The 20,018-nt window shown below is 37.8% G+C and carries 16 protein-coding genes; 6 read left to right on the plus strand and 10 right to left on the minus strand.

Annotation, left to right across the window (positions count from 1 at the left end; all coding sequences use genetic code 11):
* The first annotated feature begins 120 nt into the window (after positions 1-120).
* Positions 121-1,620: an ATP-binding protein gene (locus PVV66_RS04310; RefSeq protein ID WP_273717624.1), complete on the plus strand. Its 1,500-nt coding sequence runs from the start codon at positions 121-123 to the stop codon at positions 1,618-1,620.
* Here PVV66_RS04310 and PVV66_RS04315 read toward each other — a convergent pair.
* From PVV66_RS04315 to lgt, 4 genes are all read right to left on the minus strand, one after another.
* Positions 1,617-2,549, minus strand: a complete 933-nt coding sequence (locus PVV66_RS04315) for a ribose-phosphate pyrophosphokinase (RefSeq protein ID WP_273717623.1) — start codon at positions 2,547-2,549, stop codon at positions 1,617-1,619. The two genes, PVV66_RS04310 and PVV66_RS04315, sit on opposite strands and share 4 nt — an antisense overlap.
* A gap of 761 nt (positions 2,550-3,310) precedes the next feature.
* Positions 3,311-4,093, minus strand: a complete 783-nt coding sequence (gene pgeF, locus PVV66_RS04320) for a peptidoglycan editing factor PgeF (protein WP_273717622.1) — start codon at positions 4,091-4,093, stop codon at positions 3,311-3,313.
* A gap of 102 nt (positions 4,094-4,195) precedes the next feature.
* The gene (locus tag PVV66_RS04325) at positions 4,196-5,275 is read right to left on the minus strand and encodes a class I SAM-dependent methyltransferase (RefSeq protein WP_273717621.1); all 1,080 of its coding nucleotides are present in this window, start codon (positions 5,273-5,275) and stop codon (positions 4,196-4,198) included.
* Positions 5,250-6,128, minus strand: coding sequence for a prolipoprotein diacylglyceryl transferase (gene lgt / locus PVV66_RS04330; protein ID WP_273717620.1), 879 nt, complete (start codon positions 6,126-6,128; stop codon positions 5,250-5,252). The genes PVV66_RS04325 and lgt overlap by 26 nt, the downstream gene beginning before the upstream one ends.
* Before the next feature lie 304 nt (positions 6,129-6,432).
* Here lgt and PVV66_RS04335 point away from each other — a divergent pair, with 304 nt between their 5' ends.
* Positions 6,433-6,711, plus strand: a complete 279-nt coding sequence (locus PVV66_RS04335) for an accessory factor UbiK family protein (RefSeq protein ID WP_273717619.1) — start codon at positions 6,433-6,435, stop codon at positions 6,709-6,711.
* A gap of 378 nt (positions 6,712-7,089) precedes the next feature.
* Positions 7,090-7,590: a YbjN domain-containing protein gene (locus tag PVV66_RS04340; protein WP_273717618.1), complete on the plus strand. Its 501-nt coding sequence runs from the start codon at positions 7,090-7,092 to the stop codon at positions 7,588-7,590.
* 46 nt (positions 7,591-7,636) lie between these two features.
* Here the strand turns inward: PVV66_RS04340 and PVV66_RS04345 are convergent, their stop codons facing one another.
* Together PVV66_RS04345 and PVV66_RS04350 are read right to left on the minus strand one after the other, a co-directional pair.
* Positions 7,637-8,977, minus strand: a complete 1,341-nt coding sequence (locus tag PVV66_RS04345) for an ATP-binding protein (protein ID WP_273717617.1) — start codon at positions 8,975-8,977, stop codon at positions 7,637-7,639.
* A gap of 12 nt (positions 8,978-8,989) precedes the next feature.
* On the minus strand, positions 8,990-9,694 hold the full coding sequence (locus PVV66_RS04350; protein ID WP_273717616.1) for a response regulator: 705 nt from the start codon (positions 9,692-9,694) through the stop codon (positions 8,990-8,992).
* A 154-nt stretch (positions 9,695-9,848) separates the two neighbouring features.
* On the opposite strand from PVV66_RS04350, the gene PVV66_RS04355 reads away from it, so the two are divergent.
* The gene (locus PVV66_RS04355; RefSeq protein WP_273717615.1) at positions 9,849-10,517 is read left to right on the plus strand and encodes an MBL fold metallo-hydrolase; all 669 of its coding nucleotides are present in this window, start codon (positions 9,849-9,851) and stop codon (positions 10,515-10,517) included.
* A 47-nt stretch (positions 10,518-10,564) separates the two neighbouring features.
* Here the strand turns inward: PVV66_RS04355 and PVV66_RS04360 are convergent, their stop codons facing one another.
* The 3 genes from PVV66_RS04360 to PVV66_RS04370 form a co-directional block, all read right to left on the minus strand.
* Positions 10,565-11,287, minus strand: coding sequence for a BA14K family protein (locus PVV66_RS04360; protein WP_273717614.1), 723 nt, complete (start codon positions 11,285-11,287; stop codon positions 10,565-10,567).
* Between the two features lie 1,273 nt (positions 11,288-12,560).
* Positions 12,561-14,696, minus strand: coding sequence for an excinuclease ABC subunit UvrB (gene uvrB / locus PVV66_RS04365; RefSeq protein WP_273717613.1), 2,136 nt, complete (start codon positions 14,694-14,696; stop codon positions 12,561-12,563).
* 306 nt (positions 14,697-15,002) lie between these two features.
* Positions 15,003-15,302 carry an SH3 domain-containing protein gene (locus PVV66_RS04370; protein WP_273717612.1) on the minus strand — a complete coding sequence of 100 codons (300 nt, stop codon included), beginning with the start codon at positions 15,300-15,302 and terminating at the stop codon, positions 15,003-15,005.
* A gap of 334 nt (positions 15,303-15,636) precedes the next feature.
* Between PVV66_RS04370 and greA the strand changes: the two genes are divergently transcribed.
* Together greA and PVV66_RS04380 are read left to right on the plus strand one after the other, a co-directional pair.
* Entirely contained in the window at positions 15,637-16,110 is a 474-nt protein-coding gene (gene greA, locus PVV66_RS04375) for a transcription elongation factor GreA (RefSeq protein WP_005773808.1), read from the plus strand.
* A gap of 14 nt (positions 16,111-16,124) precedes the next feature.
* On the plus strand, positions 16,125-17,183 hold the full coding sequence (locus PVV66_RS04380) for a glycosyltransferase family 4 protein (protein WP_273717611.1): 1,059 nt from the start codon (positions 16,125-16,127) through the stop codon (positions 17,181-17,183).
* 1,195 nt (positions 17,184-18,378) lie between these two features.
* Here PVV66_RS04380 and PVV66_RS04385 read toward each other — a convergent pair.
* Positions 18,379-19,773 (minus strand): TrkH family potassium uptake protein, encoded by a 1,395-nt coding sequence (locus tag PVV66_RS04385; protein WP_273717610.1) that lies wholly within the window; start codon positions 19,771-19,773, stop codon positions 18,379-18,381.
* Positions 19,774-20,018 lie beyond the last annotated feature (245 nt).

Here is a 20,018-nt window from a genome sequence, read left to right on the forward strand (position 1 = left end):
GTTGTGGGAAAAATCGATGATTTCTACCGTTAAAAAGGAGGAAATGTTACAAATTGCGGGTGCGTATGGAGAATCAACCAATAGGCGCTGATATGTTTAAAATCAAACACTGGAGATGTTATGAAGGTTGAGATTGCCTTGGGTGAGATATCAGAGAGTCGTGCTTTGCATAAATCGATGCCAGCATTTCTTGATTTGGAAGAATTATTGGCGACACGTCTTCTTGTACAAGGTAATTCCGGTTCAGGGAAATCACATCTTTTACGCCGTCTTTTAGAGCAAAGTGCTCAGTGGGTGCAGCACTGTGTAATTGATCCAGAAGGCGATTTTGTAACTTTGGCAGATAAATTTGGTCATGTGATTGTAGAGGCTCAACGCAGCGAATTAGAGTTGACGCGTATTGCTCATCGCATTCGGCAACATCGGGTTTCGGTGGTATTTAATCTTGAAGGGTTGGATACTGAACAACAGATGCGTGCTGTGGGGGCTTTCCTTGGAGCACTGTTTGATGTGGAACGTGATTATTGGTATCCTATGCTTATCGTTGTTGATGAAGCACAATTGTTTGCTCCAACTGCGGCAGGAGAAGTTTCCGATGAAGCGCGTAAAATTTCTCTGAGCGCTATGACTAATCTTATGTGTCGAGGACGCAAACGTGGTCTTGCTGGTGTTATTGCGACACAACGTTTGGCTAAGCTTGCCAAAAATGTTGCTGCTGAAGCTTCAAACTTTTTAATAGGGCGGACTTTTTTAGATATTGATATGATGCGTGCGGCTGATCTTTTGGGAATGGAGCGTCGTCAAGCGGAAATGTTTAGAGATCTTGAGCGGGGACATTTTATCGCTTTAGGCCCTGCTTTATCACGACGTCCCTTACCAATTATCATTGGTTCTGTTGAAACTTTAGCACGCTCTTCTAGCCCTAAATTAATGCCACTTCCAACAGAGCGGGATGATGTACAAGAACTCGTTTTTACGGCATCACCAGAGGAAATTTTAACGCCATTTAAACAAATACGAGAGTCGGTGAGAGAAAAGTCAATGCACGAGATGTTAGAGGAGGTAGTGCATAAAAAACAAGAGGTATTGGAAGAACCCCTAAGTTTATTTCCTGAACTTTCTAATGTTGAGCTTGATCGTCAAGCAGAACAAGTTATTCGGGAAATTCTTGAGGATCCTGAGGCTTTTTATCGTTCAACAGCGGTGCTTTATCAAGATTTTTCGGTTCGTTGCCGTATCCATGGTATGTCACAGGTTCCTTTTAATCTTTCACAATTTCGGCGTAAATTGGCGATCGCTCAAGCTTTTGTCGACGAACAAACAGTTGTTAGTGAGCACTGGAAACATATTTTGCAGATATCAGAAAGTTTGGAAGATGATGTTCAAGGAGTCTTCTTGAATGTGGCACAGGCCGCATTGAGCGGAAAGCCATGCCCATCCGATGCATTTTTAGCCCGTCTTTATGGGACTCATTCTTTAAGTCGTGCACGCCGGCTTTTAAGCTATTTTGAAGAGCGCGGACTCATTGTTATTCATACGCATTTTAGTGGTCAACGCATTGTTGCATTTCCCAATCTTGGTGTCGAAACGGCACCCGGGGATCCCAAAGAACCACTTTAACCAAATAAGCTTGAGACAGATTGTTCTGCGGCTGTTCTAGCGATTGCTTCTCCAATGAGATCGGCAATGGGTAAAACGCGAATATTATGCGCCTTCTCAATGGCTTCTGTTGGCATAATTGAATCTGTAATAACTAATTCTTTCATCTCTGAGTTAGTAATACGTTCAATAGCATTTCCAGAAAGAACACCGTGTGTGATGTAAGCTGTGACACTATTGGCACCGTGTTTCAGCAGAGCACTGGCTGCATTGCATAAAGTTCCACCGGAATCAACAATATCATCCAGCAAAAGACAATCTTTTCCAGAGACATCACCAATAATATTCATAACTTCTGATTCACCGGGACGTTCACGACGTTTATCTACAATAGCAAGCAAACTGTTCAAACGCTTGGCGAGTGAGCGTGCGCGGACCACACCGCCCACATCAGGTGAAACAACAATAACATTTTCAAGAGAATAATGCACTTTGACATCGCGAGAAATGACAGGGACAGCATAGAGATTATCCGTAGGGATATCAAAGAAACCTTGAATTTGTCCTGCATGAAGATCCAATGTTAAAACGCGATGGGCGCCTGCTTCAGTAATCAGGTTGGCAACAAGTTTTGCAGAAATGGGAGTCCGTGGTCCAGGCTTTCTATCCTGGCGAGCGTAGCCAAAATAAGGTATCACCGCTGTAATACGACGCGCAGAAGAACGACGAAGGGCATCAATCATGATGAGTAATTCCATCAAATGATCATTTGCGGGATAAGATGTAGATTGCAAAACAAAAACATCTTGTCCACGGACATTTTCATGCAATTCTACGAAAATTTCTTGATCAGCAAAGCGCTTTACAGTTGCCTTGCCTAAGGGTATGTTCAGATAATTTGTAACATCTTCAGCTAGGCGTGGATTAGAATTTCCGCAGAAAAGTTTCATAGTAGAACCTCTGAATAATCATGGTAGGAATGCGACACGGTTTTTAATTTCTTTTTATTAAATTGCAAGAGAACAATTACGAAAGCCTTACAATTTTATCGGTTATTGTTAAAGTGCTATGCGGTATGTTTTCTCTTTTTCCAACATTTTTGTTCCTTTTAGAGTTAATTATTGAAATTGTTAAGAAAAAACAAAGGATGCGGTTTATTTGTATGGGGGGATCTGTGATAGAGAAATTCATTTGATTTGTTGTGATCACTATAAGTAAGATGGCTTAAAGAGCTTTGTTACAAAATTCCATTTAAATAGGTATGCTCTTTTATTTTAAAAATGAAATAGTTCATAACATGATAAAAAATATTTCATAATTTAGAAATATTTTTATCACTATGAGCCTTTATATATTACTTGTTCTAAGGTTTCTTTTGCTGATCGTGATGCGTGTCATGTTTTTTATTTTTTTGGTATTTCTAGGTGTTTTCTAAAATCGATATGTCATTGTTTTTAGATAGAGTGAAGATATTTTTAATCATCCAGATTAGCTTTTTCTTCAATGACTTGATTTTGAAAACAGCTTCAATGATATTTTATGTTTAAATAATTACGTGTTAAAGGTCATTATAAGAAAACGTTAAAAAGAAGAGTTTGTTTTGTGAAGCCAATAAGAATTTTTATGAAAAAAGCATAGTAGAAAAAAGCTTACTTATGTTATTGGCATTATTTTGTTTGCGGTTTTGATCTTTTTGTGAGGCAAGAAATATTTATTTCAACATAATAGCAGAAATTTGCCGCCTATAATCAGGTTCGTTGCGGTGTATTGCACGTCGATAAGAAAAGAAATTCTGTTCATCTTGATAGGTACAAAGCTCTACACAAGAAGCATTAACGCCGGCTTCTTTGAGTTGATTTATAATAAATGCCCATAGATTAAAATGAAAGTGATTGACTTTTTCTGTTTTTAAAAAATATTTTTGAAATTTGCTATGACACTCAATAAATTGGTTGTAGAATTCACCTGTTACTTCATAGTGACAAGGACCAATGCAAGGTCCAAGGGCTGCTATTATTGATTGTCTTTTGGCTCCCTGCTTTTCCATAACAGCAATTGTTTTCTCGATAATTCCATTTAAGCTTCCGCGCCAGCCAGCATGCGTTGCGGCGATGACGCCAGCTTGTGGGTCCGCAAATAGAACGGGTCCGCAATCTGCTGTAAGAATGCCGATTACAAGATCTTTTGTAGTCGTAACGAGAGCATCGGCTTTAGGAGGGGAGCCGATAAAAGCTTTATCAACGACAACGACTTCACAAGAGTGTATTTGATTGACAGTGACTAAATTTTGTACCTCAACATCAAAATAATGAGCGACCAAAGTGCGGTTTTGTGTAATATGTTCAGGGTGATCATTTGAGCTTTGTCCAACATGAAGGCTTTGGTAAAGGCTTTTTGAAATACCACCTTGACGTGTAAAAAATCCATGTTTTATCCCATGGGTGTGTAAAGGGGAAAGATTTTTGGCAAGGATAGGGTGAGGGATAGGTTTCATAAAAGTTCCTTATGGGGATTATTTGAAGTAGGGATGGAGATGTTTGTATTTGTCAATGAAGATTTCGGAGGATGATGTGCTTATTAACAAAATTACCGATCATCAAAATTGGGGAGGTATGGGTATATTTTTATCACTGAAATGTAAAACTTTAAATAGTTTGCCCATTTGATCTGGGCTAGCAAGCCGTTCGATATCTTGGCGGATTTTGTCTTGCAAGGAAGCACTTTTGCCTTCTCCAAGTTGTTGTGCACGTTCTAGCAGCCCCATTTTTAAAAGAAATTCTCCTTGCTCGAAGATTTCAGCAAAACAGCCCTGTTCAAGGGCTATATTTTTTAAAAAAGAAAAATCAACATGGGATGTTAAATCATGTTCACCAGGAGCCTCAAAAACATCACGAAATCTATGTTTTGAGAGTGCTTGCAAGGTATCGCCAAAGGCAAGATTACAAGCACCATAATCGATAAGCAAAGCAGAACCTGTTACTTGCACTAAATGGTGGCTGATTTGTTGCATGAATTGATGTCGCAAGGGGGCATGTTCAAAAATTGTTCCGTTAGGGACTTTAGAACAATAGGTTTCTAGACAAGAAGAGGGAAGTTTATGCGGGGCAGCAATAAAGATGAAATCTCCATCTTGATTGACTGTAATGCAGCGTTCTTTCCATTCTCCATTGACTTTAATATATTGGTTGATGGGGAGTGTATCGAGGAATTCATTGGCAATGAGGAAGAGAGGTTTTGGAGGAATTTGATTAAAATTTTCAATGCTATGGATTTTTTTTTGATAAGAGCAAAGGCGCTTTTTTTGTTCTTTTGCGAGTTTTTTACTTATTTCAATCAGAAAAATTTCAGCAGCATTAAATGCTGTTGTAGAAAGCTTTTGGATGGTTCGCAAAATATCATCCATCAAAGTTCCACGTCCTGGACCTATATCAGCAAGAATAAAGGGATGAGGACAACCTTGGGCTTTCCAGCTCGCAAGAGTCCAAATGCCAATTATCTCTCCAAATAATTGGCTTATTTCAGGAGCTGTAATGAAATCACCAGCACGTCCAAAAGGTGTTTGTGTTTGATAATAACCAAATTGAGGATCGGTCAGTGCCAACGTCATATATTGGCTGACAGTAATTGGCCCATGAGATACGATGATTTCTTTAATTTTTTCTTTGAGGGATGCCATTTTCGGTAGATTTGTCTTTAAATGCTTGAAGGAGGAGATAAAAACCTAAAAGAAGCATGGGAAGAGATAAAGCCATGCCATAGGTAAAGCCTGTAGAATGAAAAAGAGTAGAAAACCATTCTGGATCTTCTTGAGGAGCGCGGTAAACTTCTGAGATACTGCGTGCGATTGCATAACCTATAATAAATATTCCTGACACAGTCCCGCGGCGTTTGAATGCTTTGAAGGCAAAAATCACAATGAAGAGAATCATGAAGAGAATAAATCCTTCCATGAATGCTTCGTAAAGTTGGCTTGGATGGCGCGGTAAATAGTAAGGATCTAGGGGAAAACAAACTGCCCAAGGTTGTGTGGTAACGTTGCCCCATAATTCTTGATTGATGAAATTGCAGATTCGTACAATGCCGATACCAATAGGAGCTCCTGCAGCAATGATATCAAACATGGCTTGTATGTTGATATGATTTTTACGGGCAAACCAGATCATTGCAATGATAATGCCAATGAGTCCGCCATGAAAGGACATTCCCCCATCCCATACGGCGATGATGGCACTTGGATGGCTAAAATAGTAAATGGGGTCCCATACAAGGACTTGTCCTAAACGACCACCGACAACAACACTTATGGCAGACCAGACAACAAAATCTCCGATCTTCTCTTTATCCATAGGAGGGTGGTTTCTATGCCATAAAGATGGTTTTTTTAATAATTTTTGCGCATACCACCAAGCAAAAAGAATACCCACAACGTAACCAAGTCCATACCAATGAAGTGTTATGGGGCCTAGCTGGATAATGACAGGATCAAGAAAAGACGGAAAAGCAATGGCTGGACAGACAAGATTGTTCATGAATTAAGCACTTTACATTATATGATATGGATATGAAGTGACACTGATGATCAGAAATGACAGATGAATGCACAACGGTCAAGTCAGGAAGGAGGCAAGTTAAAAAGGGGAATAAATTTCCACGAGTTTATCGTGGTAAAAAATTATGGTGATAAAAGGAATATAAAAAATTTTAAACAAAATCGTCATGAAAAATCGGTACAATAAGACAAAAATAGAGTAAAAGGAACAAATTACAGTATCTAAATGTTATAAGAATACGCTATAATGCGTGCCTCAATATTAAAATTTAAGGAAAAATGTTATGCGTAATGGATCAAACCGTATTCTTGATGAATTAGCAAAATTAGCAACAGATGCCGCTGACGTCGTGCAAGGTATACGACGTGAAGCTGGAACAGCTTTTCGTGTGCAGGCTGAAAAGATAGCCAACAAACTTGATCTTGTTTCACGTGAAGAATTTGAGACCTTTAAGGAGATGGTGCTGAAAGTCCATGCTGATAATGCTGATTTGAAAAGGCGTCTTGATGATTTAGAAAAAGATGATTTAGAAAAAAAGCAGACACGAAAAAAAGTAAAATAGTTTTTCTAAAAAAAGAATCTTCAAAAAAATATCCCCAATTTTTCAATATGATGCGTGAAACTAAAAAATGCTTAATCTTGAGTCTGTTAGAGGGGAGCATTTGTCTATTTTTAATTTTTTTTGGGGGTAAAATACATTTTTTTGAATCAGGGGGGCTGGCGCTATGAAATTGTATCAATACACTGAAAAGACTTGATGATTCGTTTGATGATTATCAGGTTGCCCTAAAGAGCGCGATTGTGTTCTGGGGGGGTGTGTAGTATCGATGTTTTTAATGTGTATTTGTTTGGTGTAAAGGTTCTGATTGTAACAAAATATTGTTACAATTTAAGCCGTTTATATTCTGTTGACAATGTTTTAAGATGATTGAGGATTGTGATGAGGCTTGCATTTTGCGCCACAGAAAGAAAAGAGCATCCTGTTGATTTTATCGAACAGATTGCCTGTGAATATGATTGGTCGTTTGAGCGGGATGCACAAGATGAAATTAGCGTTTGTGTGGAAGGAAAACGGGCAAATTATCGTCTTGCTTTTTCGTGGATGGAAGAGCATGAAGCACTTCATTTGGCTTGTTCATTTGATCTTTCTATTGAAAATGCTCGAACAGCTGAAATACAACGCTTATTGCTAGCGATTAATGAAAAGTTGTTGTTGGGACATTTTGATTACTGGCAAAGAAATAATTCTGTTATTTATCGGCAAGGTCTTCTTTTGGCTGGCGGAGTGCATCCATCTCATATACAGGTTGAAACATTGTTGATACACGCACTTAAAGCCTGTGAAAGCCATTATGTTGCCTTTCAGATGGTGGCTTTATCGGGGGAAAGCGCTTACAAGGCATTGCAATACACTTTGTTTGAAACTGTAGGGAATGCTTAAAATATCAAGCCTGTTATTTTTTATAGACGGTTTGCTGAAAGATTGCTCATAGGGGGATATCAAGAATAGCGCGTACTCCCCCAAGAGGACTCTCATCGAGTTGTATATTGCCACCATGGCTGCGTGCTATGTCTTGGGCAATAGAAAGACCAAGTCCTGTTCCACTTGCATCTTGATTACGAGCTTTATCAAGTCTAAAGAATGGTTTAAAAACTTCTGTACGCATATCTTTATGAATTCCAGGTCCATCATCGTCGATGATCAATATAAAAGATTCCTGTTGAGAGTTGGCTGTTAGTTTAATGGTCATGCCGTAACAAAATGCATTTGAGACAAGATTGCTGACCAAGCGTGTGAAAGCATGGGGGCGTACTTGTATTTGTGTAGGGCCTTCAATGGTATAAGAAAATTGACGTTTGTGAAGATGGGCATCAGCGGAGAATTTTTGCATAAGAGCATTTAAATCAAAGGTCTTGACACTTTCACTTCCTTCACCACGGGCAAAAGCAAGATAATCTTCTAACATATTTTGCATATCACTGACATCCTGCTCAAGCGGTTTAATATCAAAATCAGTATTTGCTAATGCTAGCTGAAGTTTAAAACGTGTAAGAATAGTTCTTAAATCATGGCTTACACCTGAGAGCATCATAGTGCGTTGTTCTATTTGCCGCTCAATACGTTCGCGCATGCGTAAAAAAGCAATGCCAGCACGACGAACTTCATCGGCTCCTTGTGGTTGAAATCCTTTTGGTAAAGGACGACCACGTCCAAAACTTTCAGCCGCTTCAGCCAATTGTTGAATGGGGTTGATTTGGTTGCGCAAGAAATAAATTGCTATCAGCAATAAAACAAGGGCTGTTCCTACCATCCAGCTTAAAAAAATAGCGGTGTTGGAAGCATAAGCTTGACTGCGTGGAGCAAAGACGCGCAAGATGTTGTGACCAAGATGGATACGGATTTCAACAAGATCAGAATCCCCTACGGTATCAATCCAGAAGGGGCGATTAATTTGGCGGGTGATTTCTTCACTGAGAAAATAATCAAGAATTGCAAAAAATGGCTTAGGTCCTGGAAGGGGTAAGGGGGCAGGAGAGAGAATAGAAATATTTAATCCCATACGTTGTTGTGCAATACGCTTGATATCTTCATAATTATCTTGTTGTGGATATGTTTCAATAATATCAATAATGGCTGAAATATCATGTACGACAGCTGTTGAAAGACGCTCAGTTACCATTTGCCAATGACGTTCCATAAAGACGTAAGCAATGACCGTTTGCAGAAGTACCATGGGAGCGATAATAATGATCAAAGAGCGAGCATAAAGCCGTTTAGGCATCTTTTTCGTTAACCATCGAAAAAAAAATCTTAAAGGTTTGATCATTTTTGCGTGTGCCTATTCAATTGAGAGTTTATACCCTATTCCTCGCACGGTTTGGAGCCATATGGGCAGTGCTGGATTTTTTTCGATTTTACGACGAAGGCGGTTGATTTGTACATCAATAGCACGTTCACCGATCGTGTTGTCATCCATTGCAAATTGATGGCGCGGAATGATGCTCCCTGCATTTTCGGCAAAAATGACCATCATTTTTTGTTCTTTATCGGTTAACTTAATAATTTCTCCTCCCCTTTTGAGTTCGCGCCGTGAAATCGAAAATATATAAGGTCCAAAAACGATTTGCTCAATTTTGGGTTGGCTAAGGGGAAAACCACGTCGTAAAATGGCGTTGATGCGAAGGAGAAGTTCACGAGGATCAAATGGCTTAGCCAGATAATCATCTGCGCCTGCTTCTAATCCACGGATACGACTGTCTGTTTCTGATAAAGCTGTTAGCATGAGGATAGGAACCTCTTTTGTTTGGCGGAGTGAATGGGTAAGGTTGATACCGTTTTCGCCAGGCATCATGACATCAATGATAAGAAGATCAAAGTCTAAACGTGCCAACAGTCGTCTTGCTTCATTAGCATTGGCTGAAACTGAAACACGAAATCCATTGTTAATGAGAAACTGAAATAAAAGATTGCGAATACGTGTATCATCATCAATCACAAGAAGGTGAGGGGCATCGTCACACAAAACTTGAACGTGATTGGTCATTCTTCAAAACCTTTAAATTATTTCTTCAAAAAATTTAACTTTACATAAGTTGCACAAAGCTGTCGAGCAGGCTATCCTATAGAAAAAAGGGAATGTTCCTTGTAAGCTTGAAGAAGGTAAGCTTCAAAAAGATTTACTTTAAATAAAGGATTTCATGAGTCATTTTAGTGCACATATTATTCCGGTTACGCCTTTTCAGCAAAATTGCACTCTGCTTTTTGATAAAGAACAAAAAGTAGGGGTTTTAGTGGATCCTGGTGGAGATTGGCTTCTAATTCAAGAAGTCATTAAAAAGGAGGGTATTACCGTTGAAGCGATTTGGATAACACATGGTCATTTTGATCATGTGGGAGCTGCAATGCAAGCTAAAGAAGCCCTTAATGTTAAAATTATCGGTTCACACTGCGATGATAAGCCTGTGATGGATGCTGTGGTTGAGAGTGCAAGAAGCTATGGTATCACGGATGCCTCTGTGTGTATTCCTGATCAATGGTTAGAAGATGGCGATAGTGTCCGTTTTGCTGAACATGTGTTCAGGGTTTTTCATACACCAGGGCATTCTCCTGGTCATGTTATTTATTTTAATGAAAAAGAACGTTTCGCTTTACTGGGTGATGTTCTCTTTCGTGGTTCTATCGGACGTACAGATTTTCCTTTTTGTTCTCATGAAAAATTGATAACATCACTTCGAGAAAAAGTTTTGCCTTTAGGGGATGATGTTCGTTTTATCTGTGGGCATGGTCCTGGAAGTCATATAGGCTACGAGCGTCAGTGGAATCCTTTTCTTCAAGATCTCAGTACATACCCCCCCAAAACGCTTTAAAGCGTTTTGAGGGGCCACTTAAATTTTTCTAAGCCAAAGCAAAGATGTTAGTTCAATGGGGCATAACAAAAGTGGTCTTGTCCATCATAGCCTCGAAAAGTACCTGTTTGGGGATTAAATGAACGGTACTTTTTCTTGCAATATTGAAGCCAGCTACGAGTCCATGGTCGCTGGAACGGCTGATAGGTAGCTGTTGACTGAGATTCATAAATGATTTCGGTTTGTGGAACTTGTTGATACAGCACTTGCGGAACTTCTTGATATACGACTTGTCCTTGTGGTACAGGTTGATAGATAATTTGTGGCGGTTCTGGTTTTTTTAAAACATTGCCAAGAATTGCTCCTGCCGCGAGACCAAGAATACCTGCTGCTAAAGCATCCCCTGAGTTATCGCGCGTCACATGATGCTCATATATATGATGATGTGTTGTCTTTTCGCGTTCAATGTAACGATATGTTTTGTGTTCAACATAATGACGATCATATTCTCGCCTTTTATGGTCAACATGATGGTAGGGATAAGTATGAGAAGAGTGATATCTTTCAAAATTAGAACGGCTGTTAGAATGATAAGAAGGAAAATAGGAATTCATTCCGTTTCTCATATCCCCCATTTGCTCATCCATACTTTTTCTCATATCATTTATTTGCTTCTCAATATGATTTTCACTATGCATCCATTTCATATCCGCAAGCACTGTACTGAGTGGCATCAAAATGGTTGCGACTGATACCACTGATAACACCGCTAATTTACTCGATCTTCTCATAGCGACACTCCTTAACTTAAATTCATATTTTTCTCACATCATACATGTGACAAACTGAATATAATCTGAACGACTTTTGATTTTATTTTGAAAAAACGAATAAAGAGCTATTTGGTTGACAAAAAATGATAAAATAAACAGGAAATAAAGATCACCTTTCATAAAATAAAGACATCTATTGATGTTAATTGACAAAAATTATTTTATAAAATCTCATTTTTTACAAGAGTAACAAAGCTTTTTATTCAATAGTAGTTCTTGCATCAATGGATTCCACATAACTTTAAAAAATAAAAATATGAATAAAAAATATTATTAATTTTATCATAGACATATACTTTTATAACAAGGAGATATGTTGTATTTTTTGAGCGCATAGATCATGATTCACTTTTCGATAAGTTAAGTTTTTTCAGTAGATTTGGAAGAAAAATGAGTGAGCAATGCGCTTTTCTTCAAGAGATTTGCAATTTTTTGCAGAAAAGAAGCAAATGGTTATGATAAAGATTTTTACAATTAAATTTTCGTACCTATTTCATCGTGGTGCTGTTTCTATGTTTTCTAAAGCTTTTTGTTGTTTTCAATCTCATTTCAGCATATTTTCTCGTGTATGCAGCATCATCTTTACACTTATAAAAATACAAGAGTGATGACATCATTATATTTATGAACTCTTCATTTTGCGATCGGTCTTGGCATTGAGATAGTTTAGAAGAGATGAGAGTTTTTTTTAATGAGTTTTATTTAAGCGGGTCATTTTTATCAGGTGTAAGACGAACGTTTTGTTTTATCATGAACAGGTTTGAAATAAGAAAATCTCACGGCGCTTTTGCTTCTTATACAATATGAAAAACGATAAATTACATTTATAAATCAATTTTTGTGGTCATAAAAAATATTCTCTTTAATTTATTATTATTGATTGAGAATTTAGAAGTATTGTTAGAAAATCTTATAGCTTTTCAGTATCATATATTTAAATAAGAAAAAATTGTCTAAAAAGACTCATATTTGAAGTTTTTTAAAGTATCCTTTTTTCATTACATGAGACATTTCTATTGAAGTATAGAGCATGTTTTGTTTGTGCGTATTTCGTGTGGAATTTCAGAAATTCAAGGTTTATTTGAGAGGCTTTAAGATTTTTAGATTATTTTTTTGCAAAATTTTTCTTTTTTTGATTTTTAAAAACGTTGGTATCTATGGATAAACCTTCGTGATCAAGATTTATGTCATTTAAGAGTTAATGTGCTCATGAGTAGGCTGTTTGCTATGGCTATTTTAAGGGGTCATCCGCGATTGCGAGTTCTATTTTCTGGAGTCGTTTTATTTCATCACGAAGTCGCGCTGCTTCTTCAAAATTAAGATCCGCTGCTGCTTTACGCATTGATTTTTCCAGAGATTGAATATGGCTTGCTAAATTTTTACGATCCACATTATTTTGCGTGATAAAATTAGAAATATTTGTAAGAGTTTGATGGTTTTCACTTCCTGCATTGAGAATATCGTTGATATTTTTTTTGATACTGGTTGGTGTGATATGATGCTCTTTATTGTAGGTTATCTGTTTTTGTCGACGTCTTTGTGTTTCTTGTAAGGCACGTTCTATAGAGCCCGTAATTGTATCCGCATAAAGAATAACACGACCATCTACATTGCGTGCGGCGCGACCGATGGTTTGTACGAGTGAGGTTTCTGAGCGCAAAAAACCCTCTTTATCGGCATCTAGTATGGCAACAAAACCGCATTCTGGAATATCCAAACCTTCTCGAAGGAGGTTGATCCCAATGAGGACATCAAAGGTGCCAAGTCGCAGATCACGAAGAATTTCAATCCGCTCTAATGTATCAATATCAGAATGCATATAGCGTACGCGAATACCTTGTTCGTGGAGATATTCCGTTAAATCTTCGGCCATACGCTTGGTGAGGACAGTGACCAATGTACGGTAGCCTTTTTGAATAGTTTTACGAATTTCATTGACAACATCATCAACTTGAGTGCGTGCTGGACGAACTTCTGTTTCTGGATCAACAAGCCCTGTTGGGCGAATAATTTGTTCAGCAAAAATACCATGGGATTGTTCTATTTCCCAGTGTCCTGGTGTTGCGGAGACAGCAATTGTTTGTGGGCGCATAGCGTCCCATTCTTCAAAGCGCAAAGGACGGTTGTCCATACAGGAAGGGAGGCGAAAACCATATTCTGCTAGAGTGGCTTTTCTGCGAAAGTCACCGCGATACATGCCACCAATTTGGGGAATCGTTACATGGCTTTCATCGATAAAAACAAGAGCATTGAGTGGAATATATTCGAATAAGGTTGGTGGTGGTTCACCAGGATTTCGTCCTGTTAAATAACGTGAATAATTTTCAATTCCCGGACATGAACCCGTTGTTTCTAACATTTCTAAATCAAAAATTGTACGCTGTTCTAAGCGTTGTGCTTCTAAAAGCCGTCCAGCAGCATTCAATTCATCAAGACGTTGAACCAGTTCCATTTTGATGGCTTTCATTGCTTGATTTAAGGTTGGACGCGGTATTACGTAGTGTGAATTGGCATAAATTTTAATAGATTGAAGATCCTCTGTTTTTTGTCCCGTTAGAGGATCAAATTCCGTAATTGTTTCTACTTCATCGCCAAAGAGCGAGATACGCCAAGCACGATCTTCAAGGTGGACTGGAAAAACTTCAATGGTATCTCCTCGCACACGAAAAGAACCACGAGTGAAATTGATATCTTGTCGATAATACTGTTGAGAAACTAAATCAGCCAAGAATTTTCGTTGATTGAGTTTGTCCCCTTTTTGTATTTGTAAAGTCATGGCCGTATAGGTTTCTACCGAGCCAATCCCGTAGATACAGGAGACAGATGCAACAATAATGACGTCATCACGCTCTAAGACAGCACGTGTTGCAGCATGGCGCATACGGTCGATTTGTTCATTAGTAGAGGATTCTTTTTCAATATAAGTGTCAGAGCGTGCAACATAGGCTTCTGGTTGATAATAGTCATAATAAGAAACAAAATATTCGACAGCATTGTGAGGAAAAAAGTTTTTAAATTCCCCATAAAGCTGGGCGGCTAAAGTTTTATTGGGGGCTAAAATGAGAGCTGGACGTTGTGTTTTTTCAATGACTTTCGCCATTGTATAGGTTTTGCCTGAGCCAGTAACCCCCAAAAGCACTTGTGTACGTTCATCCTTTTCAATTCCCTCAACCAGAGTTTTAATGGCTTGAGGCTGATCTCCCGCCGGTTTAAAGGATGTTGCGAGTTGAAACGGAATACCACCTTCAGATTTTTCAGGAGGAATAGGGCGGTGAGGTGTCCATAATGCACCATTTTTAAAAAGAGGATTACCTGAAGCAATGAGAGCAGAAAGAGCTTCTACGGTTGCAGTAACACCATTTTTCATTGTTGTATCCTTTGATAGAAAAGTGCTGGTGATTTTAAAGGAAATACTAATTTTTACAATTTCATTACGATAACAGCAAAACGTTATTAAACAGGTTTATTTTGGTTTACTGGTACTTTCATGAGGATATTGATCAAGTTTTTTCTATGTGACTAATTCTTCGAAATGTTTCTTTGGAGGGGGCATATTTGTGGTTGTTCGTGAACACTATTGCATTCTTGCCATGATGATCTTCAAGAGGGCAATAATAAGTTATCATGGCTGTTATGAAGAATAATCATATGGGGTCTGTTTTGGAACTAAAGACTATGGTTTTGGAACTAAAGACATTGTGTATATGTGATAAAGATCATTTCCATCTTTAAATGAAAGATAACGAGATGACACCCAACCTATTTGAGTGTTATATCGGATATGGCACCAATTTCCTTCACAATTTTTAACAAAAACCAGCTCTCCAGCAGAGATTAAGCCACAAATTGCATATTGAGTGCTGGGGCCTGTTCTAAAATTAAGATTTGTTGTCACAAAGGCATCTGCTGCCTTAGACATTGTTGTGGCTAAAAAGAAAGGGCCCAACATAAAAAAAATGACGAAAATTTTCATTTTTCTGCAAAAAAATTCTTTAGCAATGATCCTTCTCTCTTCGTATCCCATACGATTTCTTTTGCTAGACTATGATAAAATAAAAAAAATTACAATTCTTTCTTCTTTATGAGATTTTAAGGAGGAGAATGAAGTTTAACGTTTTAAACACCAAAATGAGATGTTTTAAACACTATTAATGCATGTTTTGTTCCCTTTATTTATTTTTATATGGAAAACAGAGATACTGTACTATATAATGGAAAAGATCGTAGTTTTCGGATTCCAAAAGTAATTTTGGAAGCCGTTTTTTGTATTTTTATTAAACCTTCCGTGTAATAGAAAGGGACGGATTATGGAAAAAGTTCCGATGACTACAGCTGGCTTTGAAAGTCTTAAAGAAGAGTTGCGTTGGCGTCAACAACAGGAACGTCCACGCATTATTGAAGCAATTTCTGAAGCGCGTGCACATGGTGATTTGTCAGAAAACGCTGAGTATCATGCTGCTAAAGAAGCACAAAGTCATAATGAGGGGCGTATAAATGAGCTTGAAGATTATATCGCGCGGGCAGAAGTTATAGATGTCTCTCGTCTTTCAGGTGACAAAATCAAATTTGGAGCGACCATTAAACTCTTGGATGAGGATACTGAAGAAAAAAAGGTGTATCAGATTGTAGGGGATCAAGAAGCTGATGTAAAAATTGGTAAAATCTCTATTTCTTCACCGATTGCACGTGCACTCATTGGCAAGCAAGAGGGTGATGTGATTGAAGTGAATGCGCCTGGTGGTGCGCATAATTACGAAATCATTAAGGTTCAGTACATCTAAATATCTAAAGTGTTATGCGTGTGTCTTTGGAAGAAACTGAGATTATTGCGCCTCACTTTAAAAGGCGTTTATCGGGAGTAACATCTACGATTATTCAGCTTATTCCACTGCAGCGCGAGCAGGGGGTGCGTATATCCACTCTGGGGTTTGGGTTACCGAAAGAATTGCCGGCTCTTGCCTTTAGGGACCTTTTCGGACTTTGGAAAAGTCCGAAAGGGAAGTCGTTTCGTATTTGGCACGCAAGGCGTAATATTGAGATGCTTTGTGGGATCTTTTTGCGCGATATCTTGAAAATGAAGCTGAAACTTATTTTTACATCGGCTTCACAACGTCATCATAAGCCTTTTACAAAATGGTTGATTCGCCGTATGGATAGGGTTATTGCTACCAGTACACATACGGGCGCTTATCTAGAAGTGCCACATAAGGTTATTATGCATGGGGTGGATGTGAGGCGTTTTACGCCACCACAGAATCTTGATGATTGCTTTGCTTCGACAGGATTTCCAGGAAAATATGCGGTAGGATGTTTTGGGCGTTTGCGCAGCTCAAAGGGAACAGACTTATTTGTTGATTCTATGATAGCATTATTGCCCCACTATCCTGAGTGGACAGCGCTTATCGCTGGTCGTACGACAGAGCAACATTATCATTTTGAAAAAGAATTACGCCAAAAGATTGCTAAAGCTGGTTTGGATGATCGTATTATTTTCCTTGGTGAGATACTGAACATCCCTTTGTGGTATCGTCGCCTGTCGCTTTATGTTGCACCTTCTCGTACAGAAGGTTTCGGTTTAACACCATTGGAGGCAATGGCATCACAGGTTGCGGTTGTAACGAGTGATGCAGGAGCTTATAAAGAATTGGTTGTAGAAGCAACAGGAACGGTTGTAAAAGCAGGAGATGGTTCGGCTTTAACGGCAGCAATTGAACCTTATTTTGCTGATGTAGAAAAAACATTGGAAGCTGGAAAGAAAGCTTTGAGCCATGTTCGTACGCATTTTCCTTTGGAAAAAGAGGCAAGTGAGATTGAAAGTGTTTACAAAGAACTGTTTGCGGAAAAAACATTTTAATATTATATCAAAAATCTTCTTGAAGAGTGATAGAAATTGCTTTCCTTAAAGGTTATTTCATAATCATCAAGAAAATAGCTCAATGATATAATTTTTTTATTTTAAGCTTGGCTTTCTTAGAATGCTATAAGCAGTTCTCAAAATTTTGGATAAAAAATTAAAAATCTATATGCTTGAGAGCGATATGTGGCTTATGATAAAGCATACGAGGAGGGAGGAGAGCTATTTTTATTCTAGTGATATTTTAGAATAAGAAAATAATGCTTTAACTCAAGACTAGAGATTTATGCACCATCTTAACGATATGGTGCCGATATTGTTCGTTTTGTAAGACTTAAATAGATAGCAAAAAAATGTTTTCTTATCTTTAAAAAGGTAATGAGGGTATCTCCATGGATAAAATAGTCATCCATATTTTCAATAAATTCATAATAAAATGACTCTAAGATCAATATATTGATTCATATAGATAATTTACCTTTTCAGTTTGAATAAGAGCTTTGAATATCGTAAGATTTTCTCATGTCAAATCTGTTGATATTAAAACAATAAGGGCTATCTTCTTGCACATCACAATTGAAAGATGGCATGTGGTGGATAAAAACTATTGAAGACAATATGTAAAGAGATTTCTTATAAATTGTCTGAAATGCAGGTTATTACAACATTAACAGAAATAGTATGGTGGTGCTAATTTATATCTTATTTTGTGGTACCGATTTGCAGCTTATTATTTAAGTAAAAGTGATAATGCCCATTTTATAGCTTTCATGAGGACTGTTTTGAAATGGGTGAATGAGTATTGTCAGATGTTTTTTAACAAGCTTTTGAATTTGTAATAAATGGTATTTTGTTTTTTATAAGGACATGACTTATTAGAGAAAAAGCAATTTTATCAGCAAATATTCATATTTTTTGCATGAGAGATTATTCGTAAGAAAGATGTTCTATCTATTCATTTTATTTGATAAAGAAGCTCAATAATATAAAGTGTTATATGTTATGGTTTTGAAAACTGTTGACATTTGATTGTTTTTTCCAAAACATTTTTATATCAATCATTTATACGATGATTTATTTGAAATTTCACGAAATCTTCCGTCGATTGATTGAAGATTGAATATTATTCCGCATATTGTTCACGTCTTTTTATTTTGTTAATTTTTTATCATGGTGGAATAAAATGCTCTATGCATTAGAACTGTTCACGCCAGAAAGCGGGAATAAAAAGAACGAATATTGTTATGATTTCAAGGCGTCCAGCTAACATTAGAAAACTTAAAATCCATAAAGCATTATCATTGATTGTAGAGAAATTACCAACAGGGCCAATAATATCTCCAAAGCCTGGACCAACATTTGAAAGTGCTGTTAAGACGCCCGTAAAGGCAGAGGTGAAGTCAAGACCGGTTGTAAGCAAAAGTGCAGTGCCGATCACAAGGCAGAACATATAAAGACAGACAAAAAACAAAACGGCTTGAGCAACATCGTTTGATATATTTGAGTGATCGTAACGCGCCTTTACAACGACATTAGGAGAAAGAAGTTTTTCTATATTTGTTTGTGTAATACGCCAAAGAATAATAAGGCGATTGATTTTCATACCACCAGAAGTAGAACCAGCACATCCGCCTGTAAAAGAAACAATGAAGAAAATTCCAAGCGCAAACGGTCCCCAAAGTTGATAATCTTCAGCGCTGTAACCTGTGGTGCTAATAATGGATGAAAGGTGAAAAATGACATCAAGGAAAATCAAGTGGAAAGCGCGATGATCATGAAACCGTAGCCATGCTGCTAAAGCAAAGCTGAAAAGGACGACGATATGAAGAAAAACAATCACTTGTGGGTCAAGGAAACGTTTGGAGTGTCCAGGAAGGACTAATTTAACATAAAGTACGAAGGGCAAAGCAGAAAGCAACATGAAGATTGTTGAAATAATTAAGATGGCTGGTGTATCAGAAAAATAGCCAAAAGAAGCATCATGCGTTGAAAACCCAGCCGTTGCTACTGTACTCATTGCATGGTTAATGGCATCAAATAAACTCATGCCCGCAGCAAAATAAGAAAGCATACAAGCCAATGTGAGTCCAACATAAGCGATGATAATTCCGTTAGCAATTTGGTTGATGCGAGGCAATATTTTTTCAGATTTATCAGATGATTCCATATGAAAAAGTCGTACCCCCCCCACACGCAGTGAAGGCAAAAGCAAGAGGGCTAAACCGATAAAACCAATGCCCCCAATCCAGCATATAATAGAACGCCATAACAAAATACTTCGCGATAAATTATCAAGACCAGAAAGGACTGTGGAGCCTGTTGTTGTAATTCCAGAAACAGATTCAAAAATGGCTCCTGCTAGAGAAATGGGAAGAGGGGAAAGATAAAGAGGTAAGGCACCTACGATGCTTCCTGTAAGCCAAAGACAAACAGTGAGCATAAAGCCGAGCCGTGCTGAAAAACGACAAGTAGCTCCCTTCGTTGCTAAAAGAATCAGCGTTGCTAACATGGTGGTTATGGCACAAGAATAGAGAAAGTTTATCCAATTACGGTTGTTGTCGTGCAGATCCACAAAAATTGGCAAAAGCATTGCTCCTCCCATGATTAACGCAAAACGTGCACAGACATTAATAATAAACTGAAAAATGACCGTTCCCTATCTTTATATCTCTTTTTATTATGTTTTTTTGCTCATAAGAATTTGCGTTTTTCTCTTTATAGGATAAAGATTAATCCTTAACATGAACATGCCTTGATGAATTGGTAATCAGACCTTTTCATAAAACTTGAAAAGAAGTATGTATATATAACATAGTTAAGGTTATTGAGAAATAT

Source organism: Bartonella sp. AU16XJBT (assembly GCF_028618665.1).
Taxonomy (GTDB): Bacteria; Pseudomonadota; Alphaproteobacteria; order Rhizobiales; family Rhizobiaceae; genus Bartonella.